The following is a 12,968-nucleotide window of genomic DNA, read 5'->3' as shown; positions in this document are numbered from 1 at the left end:
CACCTACCGGGTTTGCGTGAACGAGCGAATTTCGCCCGGCACCGAAAGCAGCCGGCCGTTCTGGAAGACATCGACCACGATGGTCCAGTAGTACTTGCCCGGCGCGAGATGCGCGACCGACATTTCGCCGCCGGTGACATCGAGCAGGTCGATGAGCGGTGCGCTCAGGTCGATGTTCCTCGACAAAATGAATCGATACCGCATACCAGGCACCTCGCTGTCCACGTGCCAGCGGAACGCGTACCCGCCGCTTTCGGTCGGAACGGCGCTGGGGTTGGTGGTGTCGACATGGCGGATGAAGGTGAACACTTGCGGCAGGCCGTCGATGCCCTGCCCGTCTGTCGCGCTCACGCGCACGAAGTAATTGCCGTCGGGGATGTCGTCGAAGGCGACGCGCAGGCTGCTCGAACGCTGGTCGCGCAGGAGGTCGAGGAAACCGGCATCAGTGGCGATTTCCGTGCGATAAGCGATGGCGCCATTGACGGGTGTCAGGTCGAATTCGACCTGCTCGAAGCGCTGCAATTTGTCAGGCTCGACGATCCCCGGCGCGCTCAGCAGCGCGACGGGTGTTCCCGCAATCGCGCCCGTACGCGTGACATTGCCATAGCCGGCCGCCACCAGCGTCTCGGCATGGCCCGGGACGGGCTGCGGCGCGGCCGAACCATCAGGCGAACTGTCCACGCCGATCTTTCCCGCGAGCACTTCGACCGTCGTCGCGTCCTGCTCCTCCAGGTAGTTCACGCGAAACCGCGTGCCGCGCACACCCGCAACCACGGACGGCGACGTGACCCGAAACGAATCGCGCGGGTTCGTCAGCGGCGTGACGTCGCTCGTGACTTCGCCTTGCTTGAGGTCGAAACGGCGTTCGACCGCGCCCGTGAGGAGCGTCGTGCGCAAGCGCGCGATCTGGATCCTGCTGCTCGAGGGCAGCACGATATGTGACCCATCGGGCAGTGTCATCGATAAAAACGCATCGCGGCCCGTGCGCACTTCGTCACCTTCATGAAGCAACGCGCCAGCGTTGACAGGAATGAACGGCAAGCCCGGCGCCGTGCTTTTCTCCACGCCTCCACCCACCGCGACCACGCGCGCCGTCAGCGACTTCTGCTTGAGCCGCGCGGTTGGCATGGCAAGACGCGAGTCGATCTGCAAACGGCGCGGATTCGCAACATGGTTCAGTTCGCGCAAGAGACGCCAGTCGTCGGGGCTTTGCATGTACTGATACGCGAGCGTGTAGAGCGAATCGTCCGACTTCACCACATAGGGCGTGGTGTCGGGCGGCGGCACGCGTTTCGCGTGCGCGGGCTGCACGCAAAAGACGATCGCCGTGATCAGAGCCACGCGCCCGGTTTGACTAAACCCATTCACGACGATTCATTCCCCTACTTTCTCAAGCCGATAGCCGTAGCTATAGATCGGCGTGATGCGGTATCCGTTTTGAGGCCGCAACACCAGCTTGGAGCGGATCTGCGACACGTGTGTATCGATGGTGCGCGACGGAATGTCGACGTCCTGCCGCCACACCGACTCGCGAATATGCGTGCGCGACAATGGCCGCGACAGGTTGCGAAAAAGCAGCAGCGCCAGTTCGAATTCCTTTTGCGTCAGCGTGACAGGCTCGCCGTTCACCGCAGCAAGTTGCGCGGCGATGTCGAACCTGTAGATGCCGTAGGTCTCGTGCGGCGCGTCTTTTTGCTTCTGCGCATAGATCCGGCGCAGGAGCGCCTCCACGCGCGCGAGCAGCACCGGCGGCGAGACGGGCTTCAAAACGTAGTCGTCCGCGCCCGCATTGAGCATCTGGACAATGTCCGCTTCCACGCTGCGGCTTGTCAGAAACAGAACCGGCAGATTCGTAGTCAGATTTTGCCGGACCCAATTCAGCACGATGTCGCCCGGCATCTCCGGCATGTTCCAGTCGAGCAGCAGCAGGTCGAACGGCTGGCGCCTGAGTTCATGGATCAGGCTCTTTCCGTCTGTGAATACCTGGCAATCGTGACCCGCCGAGCTCAACGTCTGAGCCACATACGCCGTCTGACTCAGGTCGTCGTCCAACACGCATATCCGCATTGCCTGATTCCCCGTTGAATTATCCAGACGGTCTGTTTGCTTACCGTTTGCTTTTTCTTGCTGATTAAGCGTGATCTTTTAATCGCCCGATTTAGCGGGCTTTTGCTTTTATTATACTTATCGATGGCTATCTACCGCATTTGAATCAGCATTCTGTCGATGCTTTTCATTACGTGGTCCCACGCGGCGGCGGAATAATCTTCTCGCGCGTTTGCACACATGCGTGCAAACGTTATCAGCCGCCGTGCCGTGGGTTCGCAATGCGTGAGCTGAATGGGTCCGTCCCGATCGTCATGCACTCTGTCGAATTGATCTCCGACGCGCTCCACCGAACGACTCAACGCGTCGAGTCTTTTGCGCAGGATATCTGCGAGCCAGGGCGTTTCGTCCGCGCAGGAGTCCGCGTACGCCTCGATTGCCGCTCGCGCGTGGCGGTCCATCTCAGGGTCCAGCGTCAGCCGGCGCAAACCCTTGGCGGCCTGCCCCGGCCGGATTGACGACTGCAATGCAACTGGACGTCCAATGGACTTACTCAACATGACTAGCCCCCCGGCCTTATATTCTCAAACCCCTTCGTTAAATCTGTTCCCTCAAACCGCTTAAAAGCGATTGCACCGCGTCGCGTTGCAAACGGCTCAAGCCGGAATCCCGTAACGTGATCAAGCGGTTTTGCCAATATTTGGCGTGAAAAATCGCGCCGTCGGCATTCGCTCGGACACAGCGAAACATCACGGCCCGTATATGCGTTATTTCGGCATCGATAATGCTCGACGCATGATTACCCTGGTAAAGATTTTTGTTTTTCACCGATGCCCTCGAGCTTACGTTTTGATCGCGCCGTGGAGTGGTTTTCCACACACTGGATTAAACGGTTCTCCGAAAACGCAACCTGAAGTGCGAGTGCTGTTTTCGATGCACCACTCTACCGCTGTTCAGTCTCTGTTTATGCAGAGTTTTCACTATTTAACAGTTTGTGCGAAAGCTCAGCCTGAGCTGAAGCCTTGGTTCAATACGGGCCCTTCCGGGCTGTTCCCTAGCGACCTGCCGGCTCGTGGCGATTAAACTTTCGCGGCCTTCTCAACCGCCAATGACTTCCATGAAATCGTTCTTGCTGAAGCTGTCCGCGTACACATTCATCGCCGCTGCAACGGCCGCGACCGTTGTCCAGGCCGCCGAGCTGCATGTGATGAGCTCGGGCGGCTTCACCGCCGCCTACAAGATCCTCGGCCCGCAATTCAGCGCGGCAAGCGGCAATACACTCGACACGGCGCTCGGCCCGTCGATGGGCAAAGCCCCCGAAGCGATCCCTAACCGCCTTGCCCGGGGTGAACCTGCCGATGTCGTCATCATGGTCGGCTATGCGCTCGACGATCTGATCAAGCAAGGCAAGGTGATCCCCGGTTCCCGCGTCGAACTCGCCGATTCGGCAATCGGCATGGTCGTGCGCGCGGGTGCGCCGAAGCCCGACATCGGCACGATTGACGCATTGAAGGCAACGCTGCTGCACGCAAAGTCCGTCGCCTACTCCGATAGCGCAAGCGGCGTGTACGTACAGAACGAGTTGTTCAAGCGCCTTGGGATAGAGGATCAGGTCCGTCCGAAAGCGACCATGGTGCCGAAGATTCCGGTGGCGTCGGTGGTCGCGACAGGCGACTATGAAATTGGCTTCCAGCAAGTGAGCGAGTTGTTGCCCGTGCCGGGCGTCACGTTCGTCGGCAAGATTCCCGATTCGGTGCAATCGGTGACGCGCTTCGCGGCCGGCATACCGGCGGGTTCACAGCATCCGGTGGAGGCCCGGGCGCTGCTGCAGTATCTGGCATCGCCTGCCGCGTTGCCTGTCGTGAAGCAGACGGGGCTCGATCCGGTGGCGTCGCATTGATGTCGCACGCGGATGATACTCTACGGGGTAAGCATTCAAGGACACGGCCATGCTGACGAACGTCGAAGAACTGGAAAGCGTCTACGGAAAAGCGAACGAGCGGTCGGTGCGCAAGGAGATCTCGTACATCAGCGAGGACTACGCCGCGTTCATTCTTGCGTCGCCCTTTGTGATGCTGGCGTCGGCGGGAGAAGACGGACTCGATTGTTCGCCCAAAGGCGACGCCATGGGGTTCGTGCGCATTCTCGACGCCCACACGCTCGCCATTCCCGACCGCCCGGGCAATAACCGCATCGATACCCTCAGGAACCTCGTGCAAGACCCGCGCATCGCGCTGCTGTTCCTGGTTCCGGGCGCGGGAGAAATGATGCGCGTGAACGGCCGGGCATCGATTGCGGACGATACCGACCTGCTCGCGTCATTCAGCGTGAACGGCAAACCGCCGCGCACGGTAATCCTGGTGCACGTGGAATCCGTGTATTTCCATTGCTCGAAGGCGGTCGTGCGGTCCGACTTGTGGAACGCGGAAAAGCACGTGGACCGCGCGAGTTTGCCGAGCGCCGGCGCGATGCTCAAGAACGTGAGCGACAGCACCTTCGACGCCGATGCCTATGACCGCGCCCTGCCCGCTCGCCTTAAAACGGACCTCTATTAATCGGCCGTGAGCTCACGCAAACGCGAATTTGCTGAAGGTCGGGTGCATGACCGTTTTCGGATCGCTGTTCTGCTTCAGGATAGCGCGCAAAAGCGCACCACCACGCTGATCCACTCGTGTCCGTAGGCGTAGCGCTCATCATGTTCAGCGAAGCCGATGCCCGCCTTGGCCCGTTCCGGCCGGTTCCACGCGTTCACCAGGTTGAGCGCAAACGGCCGCCGCGGATCTCCTCGATCTGCAGCGCCATTTCGCCAATACGACCGGGTGATAGAGCTACGGCTTGATCGCCGTAATGATCTCGATGCGGCTGGTCAGGCATTGCTTGTTGGGAACCAAGGCCGCGGTGTTAATATCCTTCGCCCGGATTCAAGTCCCATCCCGCCCCGGACACGACGTCCGACTTTCCTCCCGCACCTTCGTTTTGAAGGAACACGCAGTGACCCGATCGCACTTCACGGCGCTTTCTGACGCGCCCGTTGATGACTTGCATCGAAATATCGTCGATGCCGTTCATCGACATGGCTGGTCAGAGCAGGACTTCTTTTTGCCACCGGACCTCACGGTCGCACTCGCGCAGGAATGCGCCGCGCTTGCGGCGGCGGGGTCCCTGACGCGTGCGGGTGTGGGCCATGGCACGGCAAAGTCGCTCCAACCCGATGTCCGCGGCGACCAGATCCGATGGCTGCAGGCGGGGCAGTCCGACGCCTGCGACCAGTATCTGGCGATCATGGAGACGCTGCGCATCGCGCTGAATCGCGAGTTCTTCCTCGGGCTCGACGAATACGAAAGCCACTTCGCGTTCTACCCGCCGGGTGCATCGTACAAGCCGCATCGCGACCGTTTCCGCGATGACGACAGCCGTGTCATATCGGTCGTGGTCTATCTGAATGCGGACTGGCTGCCCGAGCACGGCGGCGCATTGCGGCTGCATCCGGAAGGTTCGGGCACCTGCGATATCGTGCCCGTCGCGGGCCGGATCGCGGTGTTCTTGTCCGCTGACATGCTGCACGAAGTATTGCCCGCGACGCGCGACAGGTTATCCCTTACAGGCTGGTTTCGACGCCGCGCGTAATTTCCTCCACGGCAAGCTGCCCGAAGCTTACGATAAGCCTTTTGCGCCGCCGGGAAAGCATCCCGCGCATTCAGCGGGGTCGAAAATGCAAGCTTCGGCGAGCGCGTGTATCCTTCCGTCGAATTGAAGCGGTCACTACAAAGTGATTCATAGCAGGCGATCGCTTCCGTACTTCGGAGGAGACGATGAAAAAACTGTGGATCGCAGCCGCTGTCGGGTGCGCCAGTGTTAGCGGCGCACAAGCGCAATCGAGCGTCACGCTGTACGGTCGTATTGATAACGGCGTGGAGTACATGAGCAACGTCGGCGGTCATAGCCGCTGGCGGCTTGCAAGCGGCGAATGGGGCACGGGCCTGTTCGGCCTGAAGGGATCGGAAGACCTCGGCGGCGGCAACAAGGCCATCTTCAAGCTGGAATCCGGCATCGATACCAGCGACGGCACCGCCGGCGACACCAACGGCCGCTTATACCAACGTTACGCGTTCGTAGGGATTGCCAACGATACCTACGGCACGTTCACACTCGGCCGCATGCTCGCCATATCGAATGGCGTGTGGGACTTCGATCCGTTTGTGCAGCAAGCATGGTCGTCGGCATCACTCGTACGCAGCCGCAACTGGAACAAGACCAGCAACAACATCCAGTATCAATCGCCGAACTGGTATGGCATTGACGTTCTCGGCCAATACTCGCTTGGCAACACCACCAGTTTCAATCAGGGACAAAAGAACGCCGACGGCACCTTTGCCGACTACGGCCGATCCGACGGCATTCAGCTCACCTACACGCGGCAGTACTTCCAGATCCGCGGCATCTTCGACGAAATGCGCGACGCGAATGGCCGGTTCTCCGACCTGTTCCTGTATTCGCGGGAATACATCGCGATGATCAACGCGTATGTAGGCAAGTTCAAACTGCAGGCCGCCTACACGCACATGCATGCGGACGCCACCATTGCGGGCGCCCCGACTTCGGGCGATCACGAATGGGGCGGTGTCACGTATCAATGGACACCGGTGTTCGCGACGACCGCCGCCGTGTTCCATATCAACACCAACGGCGATGCATTGCAGGGCGGCGGACGCGCGACCATGTTCGAAATCGGCACGACGTACAACTTTTCGAAGCGCACCTTCCTGTATACAACGGCAGCAACCGTGCGCAACAGCAACGGCGCGAATTTTTCGCTGGAAGCGAACAGCCAGACGAGTTCCGATAACCCCACGCCGGGTGGCAATCAGTCCGGGGTTTATGTGGGGATTAACCACTCGTTTTGAGGGATGCGGCGGGGGTCAGCTCGACCCCTCGCCATTTAGCGCGCCATGCTCGCGGATCCACTGCGCAAACGCCTCGTCTTCGAACCGATATTCACCGTGCGCCAGCTTGGTCACGATATTGTCCGCCTGCAGCCGGCGCAGCGAATGCGCAGGCATGTTGACGGGCGGCGCTTCAGGCAGTCCGAGCGAGGCGGCGAGTTGTTCGCGCGCCGCCTGACCATGAAAATCAGAGACCTTGCCATCCGCCATCATGCCGAGCAACGCCCGGTCGGCCGGCAGCAAACCGGTCCATTGACGCCTGAACTGATCGCTGTTGAACACATGTTCCTTCGTGAACTCCAGCGCAGCTTCGGGGCCATCAAACGGATACGTCAGATGCCGCTCGAGAAAGCGGCGGAAAAATTCAGGCGTGTTATTGAGCTGGTCGAAGGCCGCGACCGCGTGTTTCATCGATAGTTGATGCTTGGTGATCGTATTCACCTTCTTCACCATGAACTGGATGAAATCACGTCCGAGCAACGGAAACGGCTCGAGCGGCGCCCAGTTGAAAAACGGTTCGGATGAGCGACCGAACATGGTTCGAAGCGTCGACTCCGAACTGCCTGCAAAGATTACCTTGAGCCGATCCTTGCGAACGTCGAGCCCCGCACGCAACGCATGCGCGAAGTTCGAATGCGCCGCAGCGGCGAGAACCTGAGCTTCATCGATGATCAGAAGCAGCGGCTTTGTCTGGGAGTCGAACGCCTTCAGCGCATCAGATAGCAACGAGCCGACGAACTTCTTGTCGTCAGCCGTCATTTCAGCCTCGACCGACGCTTCTCCAAACACCGGAATCTTGCCACTCGCCTTCAGCTTCCTGACGGGACTATTGGCCTTGCGCGCCAGCTTTGCCCACCAGTTCGGCTCGATAGCGCCATACAGCGCGCCGACCAAAGCGCCAGCCGGTTCCTCGTCGTCGTCCCAAAGGTTCACATACGCAGTCAGATAACCCGCCTGCTTCGCCGCGGGAATCAGATCCTTGATCAGGAATTCCGTCTTCCCCATCCGACGGCGGGCAAACAAGGTCCGTGCGGAGGACAACCCGAGTCCAAACAGGCCGAGATAACCCGCTGCGAGTTCGGGACGAGAAAAGTGCCACTGATCGGGTTTCATATTTCAAACTATATCATCAAATTTTAAATATATCAAAGTCAATGATATAATTTGATAGACCCTTTCCTAGAGTTCCTTCGCCAGCCGCTTCGCCGCGTCGCGCTTGAGCGCCGCCCGGTCGATCTTGTTCGTGGAGGCCAGCGGAAACGCGTCGACGAACCATACTTGCCGCGGATGCTGGTACGCCGGCGCGTGCTCGAGCGCAAACTTCTTCACCGCCTCGGCGCTCAATTGCGCACCTGGTTTGCGCACGATAAACGCAACCGGTTTGGTGCCCTTGATGGCGTCCTCAACAGGAATCACGCTCGCCTGCTGGATCAGCGGATGCCGCTCCAGCATCTTCTCGACGTCACCGGGGAATATGTTTTCGCCACCCGAAACGAACATGTCGTCGCGTCGTCCGATGAACGTGTAGAAGCCGTTTTCATCGCGGCGAAACACGTCGCCCGTGCGATAAAAGCCATCCGGTGTGATCGGCGGCGCAAGGTCTGCACGATTGTGATATCCGTTCATGAGTCCGGGGCTGCGCATCTCGAGTTCGCCTTCGTCGGCAGGCTGCCCGTTTGTATCGATCAAGCGAAGCTGCACCAGCGGATGCGACACGCCTATGGCCAGCGGCGGTGTCGGTAAACCGTTTGGATGCGGGCCGAATACAACCGGACCACCTTCAGTCGTACCGTATGCGTTGATCACTTTCGCGTTCGGCAGCAAGGCATGGATCTGATCGAGCAGCGCGCCGCTGACGGGCGCCGAACCCATGCGCACGTAACGCACCGACGACAAATCCGTCTGCGAAAGGAGATCGCGCTCCTGCAGCATCATCGCGATCATCGGCGGGACGGAGGTGAGCCAGGTGCATCGATACGTATCGATAGCACGAATGTAATTGCGCGCGTTGAAGGCCGGCATCAGCACGGTCGTGGCGCGGGCGGCGAGCGCAAGAAACGCGAGCGCAAGCGCGTTCATGTGATAAAGCGGCGCGGCGATCAATACGCGTTCGTTCTTCAGGGGTTGTGCTTTCAGGCGCGTCTCGACGACCCAGAGATGGCTTGCGTGCGAAAGCACAACGCCCTTCGGCCTGCCTGTCGAACCCGAGGTGTAGAGGAACAGCGCAGCTTCGTTTTCGTGCGGGACAATCGGCTCGAACGGACCGTCATGAGTCTTTGCCTCAGCGATGAACGCATCGAAACCGTGCGCATCATCCGGGTGTTTGAATACGACGCGCGGCAACAACTCTGGTGCCTCAGAAAAACGTTTCGGATCACTGAATACAAGGCGTGCGCCGCTGTCGGCAATGACTTCTGCGATCAACGCCCGCGGAAACTTGTAGTTGACCGGCACGGCGACAAGACCCGCGCGCATGATGCCGAGCATGGTCGCGATAAATTCGGCAGAGTTCGCCCCGAGGACCGCAATGCGCTCGCCGCGCGCGTAGTGGCGGCGAAGCGTATGCGCGACGGCGTCTGCGATGGCATCGAGTTCCGCGAACGTGTATTCATCCGCGTTGAATGCTTCGTCAAGGCCGATGATAGCGACGGCGTCCCTGTTTTCATCGTCATGGGCAATCAAGGCACCAAGATTGGTGGGGAACGTCATGGCTTGAATTCCAGCAAGGTATCGAAGCGGGGTAATGCAACGAGCACGCGGTCCGCGTCAACCTGAACGGGCAGCCCGGCCGTTTTCGCTTTCTGTTCCAAGGATTGCCACGTCGGCGTACGCACGGTGATCCCCGCATAACGTGGGCCATGTGGCCCACGCGACCCGATGTGCGAGGCCATTGCGCCGAAATGCTCGTCGAAAGTCTTGCGCGTCCAGTACACCAGTTCGAAGCCCGCCGCGATTTCGCCAAGCTGCACATAGGGTTCGGGCGCTGCATCGGTCAGATGCAGTGCACTCAGGCTCGTTGCACCGTTCGGATGATGCTGCCATTCATCGCGAAACACGAACTCGGGGGTCAGGTGCTGACAAAAGTAGACGCGGCCGCCATCGAGTTGGCCGGGCTTCAGGCGCACCGTAGTAAATCGTGCATCGCCAAGACACTCGACCGGCCTTGAGAACGTCTGCGGCGCAGTGGCCTCGAAGCCCGCCTGTTGCAAGCTCGCGAAAGTCGCGGCGGGATCATCCGTACGAAACACGAGACCGTCTGCGCCTAGTGGACTGTTGAGGATTTCCTCGCGCACGGTCTTGCCGTCGGCGGGCAACCCGATCAGTTCGAGATAGTGATCGCCGAATACGATCGCATGGTTGATCGATCCGAGCGTGTGATATCCGCGCGGCGCGACCGTGAAGCCGAGTTGCTCGAAGACAGTTTGAGCGGCGTCGGTATCGAAGCGCGTGTTGATGACCAGGTGATCGAGCGCAAGCATCACGTTGCCGGCGATGCCGTCACCGTTGAATATGCCCCGCGTCCGCTCGCGACCAGCTTGCCGTCCTTGTCGAAGACTTGCGCCTCGGCAACAGACACTTGCGATCCAAACTTGATCACCTTGCCCTTCACCGTCAGATCGCCCTTGAACGCGGCACGGTGATAGTCCACGCGCAAATCGATGGTCGGCACGCCGCGCCCTGTCTTCGACACCAGCGCCCAGTCCGCCGCCAGATCCACGAGCGCCGCGAGAATGCCGCCGTGCGTATAACCCTTGTCGGGGTTCACGACCCATTCTTCGCGCCATGTGGCGGTCAATTCGATCTCGCCTTCACCGACGGATACCACTTTCAGCCCAAGCCATTCGTGGAACGGGCCACGCCGAAGGCGCGCCTCGATTTCCTGCGCACTCGGCAATGTTGTTTCGCTCATGATGTCCTCTCGACTCAACTTTAAGTTCACGGATTGACGACGACCTTGCCCAACACTTCGCGGTCGCGAATGAGCCGCAAGCCCTCGGCGGCTTCTTCCAGCGGCAAGATCCGGTCAATGGCCGGCACGAGCTCGCCCGTGGCGATCTGGTCGAGTAGCGCGCGCAGGTTTTCATCGTAGAAACTGTTCGAGCCGATAATCTTCAGCTCGAAGCTCCAGATGTATCGCAGGTCTTCTGCCGGCGCATGTCCGGCCGTTGCACCGCATACGAGCAACGTGCCGCCGCGCTTCAGGCATTTGAGCGATGGCACCCATGTGTCGCCGCCGGTGAAGTTCACCACTACGTCGACACCACCGTCATAGGTCCGCCGCTGCGGTTTGCCGTACTGTCCGATGGCCCACTTCGAGAAGTCCGTAGTCTTGTAGTTCACCGTTTGATCGGCGCCGAGCGCTTTTAGCTGCTCGCATTTTTCGTCGCTGCCCGCGCACGCAATCACTTCTGCGCCCAGTTGCTTCGCGATCAGGATGCAGGCCGTACCCACGCCGCCGCTCGCGCCGAGGATCAGCACCCGGTCGCCGGCTTTCACGGTCTTGTGCGTAACCAGCATGCGGTGCGCCGTGCCATATGCGACCGGCAACGCAGACGCGGCGTCGTAGCTGACGGCGTCGGGCAACGCAATCAACTGGCCGACCGACACGAGGCAGTATTGCGCCATGCCGCCATCGAGCATCTCGCCCATCAGGCCTTTCTCGGGATACAACGGGTTCACGAGCACGCGATCCCCCGGCTTCCAGCCATCGACGCCCTCGCCCACTTCCGCAATGTCGCCGGCCATATCCAGGCCGATCACGACCGGAAACGGCACCTTGATTCCGGGCATGCCCTTCACGGTGAATACATCGTGATAATTGAACGACGATGCGCGCACGCGGATCACCACATGCCCGGGCGTGGCTTTCGGCACCGGTTTGTCGGTGATGACATGCAGTTGATCGAGATCGCCATGCTCGTTCAACACAAGCGCTTTCATGGTCGATTGAATTGCAGTTGTCACAGTGTCTTCTCCACGTTACTGAATTGATTTCGATGCGGCGTAGGGCGCGGTGTCGAAGAGATCGGCGGGCAGCGCGCCTTTGATCACGCCACCGTCCACGAAGATCTGATGCTCGCGTTTGAGCGTTTCCAGATCGATAGGCTCGAAGGTCACACGATTGATGTCCGACCAGCGCGCCGCGTACGCTTGTGCGTCCTCGGCCGGCAAGTTCGCGCTCTTCTGCAGGATCGCGGCGACATCGCCCTGATGCGCCGCGCCCCATTGCAACGCAGTGCGCATGCCGGCAATCAGCTTTGCCACGTCCTGCGGATGCTGTTTGAGATAGTCCGCACGGATCGCGCTAACGCCGATATACGGTGTCGCGTCGGACTTCGTGAGCTTCTTCCATTCGCCCCCAAAACTGCCCAGGCGCTTCACCTTCAGCTCCTTCAATTGCGCGATGGTCACGGAGCGCAACGCAGCGGCATCGACTTGTTTTTGCACGAGGAACTGCGCGAGGCGCCCTTCGTTTCCAGGCACGATCGAAAAATCAGTCGGCTTGATGCCGTTGTTGCCCTGAAGGACGGCGGTTGCTATCGATGCAACCGAACTGCCCGGCGGCGACATGCCGACTTTCTTGCCGCGCAAGTCGGCGAGCGACTTGATGGGCGAATCTTCGGGCGCGACGAATTCGACGTCGGCGGGTTGTGTCGCGAGCACGATCTTGAGCGGCACGCCCTCAGCAGCGGTGCTGAAGACAGCCGATGCCGGCGCGGCGAAAGCAAAGTCGATCGCATTCGCGGCCAGTGCGCGATTGGGCGCGTTGACATCTGAGAAATGGACGAATGTCACGTCCAGACCACGTTGCTGCAGGAACTTCTGCGCTTCCAGGACCGCGCCGAAACCGAGGCTTACGCCGCTCGTCCAGTAGCCTATGCGCATGGGTTCCGCGTGCGCCGCCTGCACAGCACCCAATGTCGTGCCTCCAGCGATGACTGCGGAAAGCACCGCTCTCCTGAATAAATCAAAACATTT

General features: G+C 60.1%; 13 protein-coding genes and 1 pseudogene. 4 read left to right on the top strand and 10 right to left on the bottom strand.

The features are described from left to right. Positions 1-3 precede the first annotated feature (3 nt). The 3 genes from AX768_RS16845 to AX768_RS16835 form a co-directional block, all read right to left on the bottom strand. Entirely contained in the window at positions 4-1,368 is a 1,365-nt protein-coding gene (locus tag AX768_RS16845) for a FecR domain-containing protein (protein WP_082778904.1), read from the bottom strand. 6 nt (positions 1,369-1,374) lie between these two features. Continuing rightward, positions 1,375-2,067 (bottom strand): response regulator transcription factor, encoded by a 693-nt coding sequence (locus AX768_RS16840; RefSeq protein WP_062001283.1) that lies wholly within the window; start codon positions 2,065-2,067, stop codon positions 1,375-1,377. 131 nt (positions 2,068-2,198) lie between these two features. Then, a complete protein-coding gene (locus tag AX768_RS16835) occupies positions 2,199-2,606 on the bottom strand; it encodes a hypothetical protein (RefSeq protein ID WP_062001282.1) in 408 nt (135 codons plus the stop codon). A 557-nt stretch (positions 2,607-3,163) separates the two neighbouring features. On the opposite strand from AX768_RS16835, the gene AX768_RS16825 reads away from it, so the two are divergent. Together AX768_RS16825 and AX768_RS16820 are read left to right on the top strand one after the other, a co-directional pair. After that, the gene (locus tag AX768_RS16825) at positions 3,164-3,946 is read left to right on the top strand and encodes a substrate-binding domain-containing protein (protein ID WP_062001280.1); all 783 of its coding nucleotides are present in this window, start codon (positions 3,164-3,166) and stop codon (positions 3,944-3,946) included. A gap of 49 nt (positions 3,947-3,995) precedes the next feature. Beyond that, the gene (locus AX768_RS16820) at positions 3,996-4,601 is read left to right on the top strand and encodes a pyridoxamine 5'-phosphate oxidase family protein (RefSeq protein WP_062001279.1); all 606 of its coding nucleotides are present in this window, start codon (positions 3,996-3,998) and stop codon (positions 4,599-4,601) included. A gap of 98 nt (positions 4,602-4,699) precedes the next feature. On the opposite strand, the pseudogene AX768_RS33705 reads toward AX768_RS16820, so the two are convergent. Beyond that, positions 4,700-4,916, bottom strand: a pseudogene (locus tag AX768_RS33705) (LLM class flavin-dependent oxidoreductase); the annotation flags it as partial. Positions 4,917-5,037: 121 nt separating this feature from the next. On the opposite strand from AX768_RS33705, the gene AX768_RS16815 reads away from it, so the two are divergent. Together AX768_RS16815 and AX768_RS16810 are read left to right on the top strand one after the other, a co-directional pair. Further along, a complete protein-coding gene (locus AX768_RS16815) occupies positions 5,038-5,673 on the top strand; it encodes a 2OG-Fe(II) oxygenase (protein WP_062001278.1) in 636 nt (211 codons plus the stop codon). Between the two features lie 185 nt (positions 5,674-5,858). Then, on the top strand, positions 5,859-6,950 hold the full coding sequence (locus AX768_RS16810) for a porin (protein WP_062001277.1): 1,092 nt from the start codon (positions 5,859-5,861) through the stop codon (positions 6,948-6,950). A 15-nt stretch (positions 6,951-6,965) separates the two neighbouring features. Here the strand turns inward: AX768_RS16810 and AX768_RS16805 are convergent, their stop codons facing one another. The 6 genes from AX768_RS16805 to AX768_RS16780 all read right to left on the bottom strand — a co-directional run bounded on the left by AX768_RS16805 (position 6,966) and on the right by AX768_RS16780 (position 12,941). Next, positions 6,966-8,102 (bottom strand): hypothetical protein, encoded by a 1,137-nt coding sequence (locus AX768_RS16805; protein ID WP_062001276.1) that lies wholly within the window; start codon positions 8,100-8,102, stop codon positions 6,966-6,968. Positions 8,103-8,168: 66 nt separating this feature from the next. Then, positions 8,169-9,698, bottom strand: coding sequence for a class I adenylate-forming enzyme family protein (locus AX768_RS16800; RefSeq protein ID WP_062001275.1), 1,530 nt, complete (start codon positions 9,696-9,698; stop codon positions 8,169-8,171). Next, on the bottom strand, positions 9,695-10,468 hold the full coding sequence (locus AX768_RS16795) for a VOC family protein (RefSeq protein ID WP_062001274.1): 774 nt from the start codon (positions 10,466-10,468) through the stop codon (positions 9,695-9,697). The genes AX768_RS16800 and AX768_RS16795 overlap by 4 nt, the downstream gene beginning before the upstream one ends. Next, positions 10,468-10,899, bottom strand: a complete 432-nt coding sequence (locus AX768_RS16790; RefSeq protein WP_062001273.1) for a PaaI family thioesterase — start codon at positions 10,897-10,899, stop codon at positions 10,468-10,470. The genes AX768_RS16795 and AX768_RS16790 overlap by 1 nt, the downstream gene beginning before the upstream one ends. A gap of 26 nt (positions 10,900-10,925) precedes the next feature. Next, positions 10,926-11,930, bottom strand: coding sequence for a quinone oxidoreductase family protein (locus AX768_RS16785; RefSeq protein ID WP_172812005.1), 1,005 nt, complete (start codon positions 11,928-11,930; stop codon positions 10,926-10,928). Positions 11,931-11,969: 39 nt separating this feature from the next. After that, positions 11,970-12,941: an ABC transporter substrate-binding protein gene (locus tag AX768_RS16780; RefSeq protein ID WP_231941495.1), complete on the bottom strand. Its 972-nt coding sequence runs from the start codon at positions 12,939-12,941 to the stop codon at positions 11,970-11,972. Positions 12,942-12,968 lie beyond the last annotated feature (27 nt).

This window comes from Burkholderia sp. PAMC 28687 (assembly GCF_001577465.1).
GTDB lineage: Bacteria > Pseudomonadota > Gammaproteobacteria > Burkholderiales > Burkholderiaceae > Caballeronia.
Note: the sequence above shows the minus strand (reverse complement) of the source record. Positions and strands in the feature narration are given on the sequence as shown.

What these genes read in the sequence shown, in the direction of transcription:
- AX768_RS16800 (WP_062001275.1), bottom strand. Translation starts at nt 9,698, where the DNA reads ATGACGTTCCCCACCAATCTTGGTGCCTTGATTGCCCATGACGATGAA.
- AX768_RS16840 (WP_062001283.1), bottom strand. Translation starts at nt 2,067, where the DNA reads ATGCGGATATGCGTGTTGGACGACGACCTGAGTCAGACGGCGTATGTG.
- AX768_RS16790 (WP_062001273.1), bottom strand. Translation starts at nt 10,899, where the DNA reads ATGAGCGAAACAACATTGCCGAGTGCGCAGGAAATCGAGGCGCGCCTT.
- AX768_RS16810 (WP_062001277.1), top strand. Translation starts at nt 5,859, where the DNA reads ATGAAAAAACTGTGGATCGCAGCCGCTGTCGGGTGCGCCAGTGTTAGC.
- AX768_RS16805 (WP_062001276.1), bottom strand. Translation starts at nt 8,102, where the DNA reads ATGAAACCCGATCAGTGGCACTTTTCTCGTCCCGAACTCGCAGCGGGT.
- AX768_RS16825 (WP_062001280.1), top strand. Translation starts at nt 3,164, where the DNA reads ATGAAATCGTTCTTGCTGAAGCTGTCCGCGTACACATTCATCGCCGCT.
- AX768_RS16795 (WP_062001274.1), bottom strand. Translation starts at nt 10,468, where the DNA reads ATGCTTGCGCTCGATCACCTGGTCATCAACACGCGCTTCGATACCGAC.
- AX768_RS16835 (WP_062001282.1), bottom strand. Translation starts at nt 2,606, where the DNA reads ATGTTGAGTAAGTCCATTGGACGTCCAGTTGCATTGCAGTCGTCAATC.
- AX768_RS16820 (WP_062001279.1), top strand. Translation starts at nt 3,996, where the DNA reads ATGCTGACGAACGTCGAAGAACTGGAAAGCGTCTACGGAAAAGCGAAC.
- AX768_RS16785 (WP_172812005.1), bottom strand. Translation starts at nt 11,930, where the DNA reads ATGAAAGCGCTTGTGTTGAACGAGCATGGCGATCTCGATCAACTGCAT.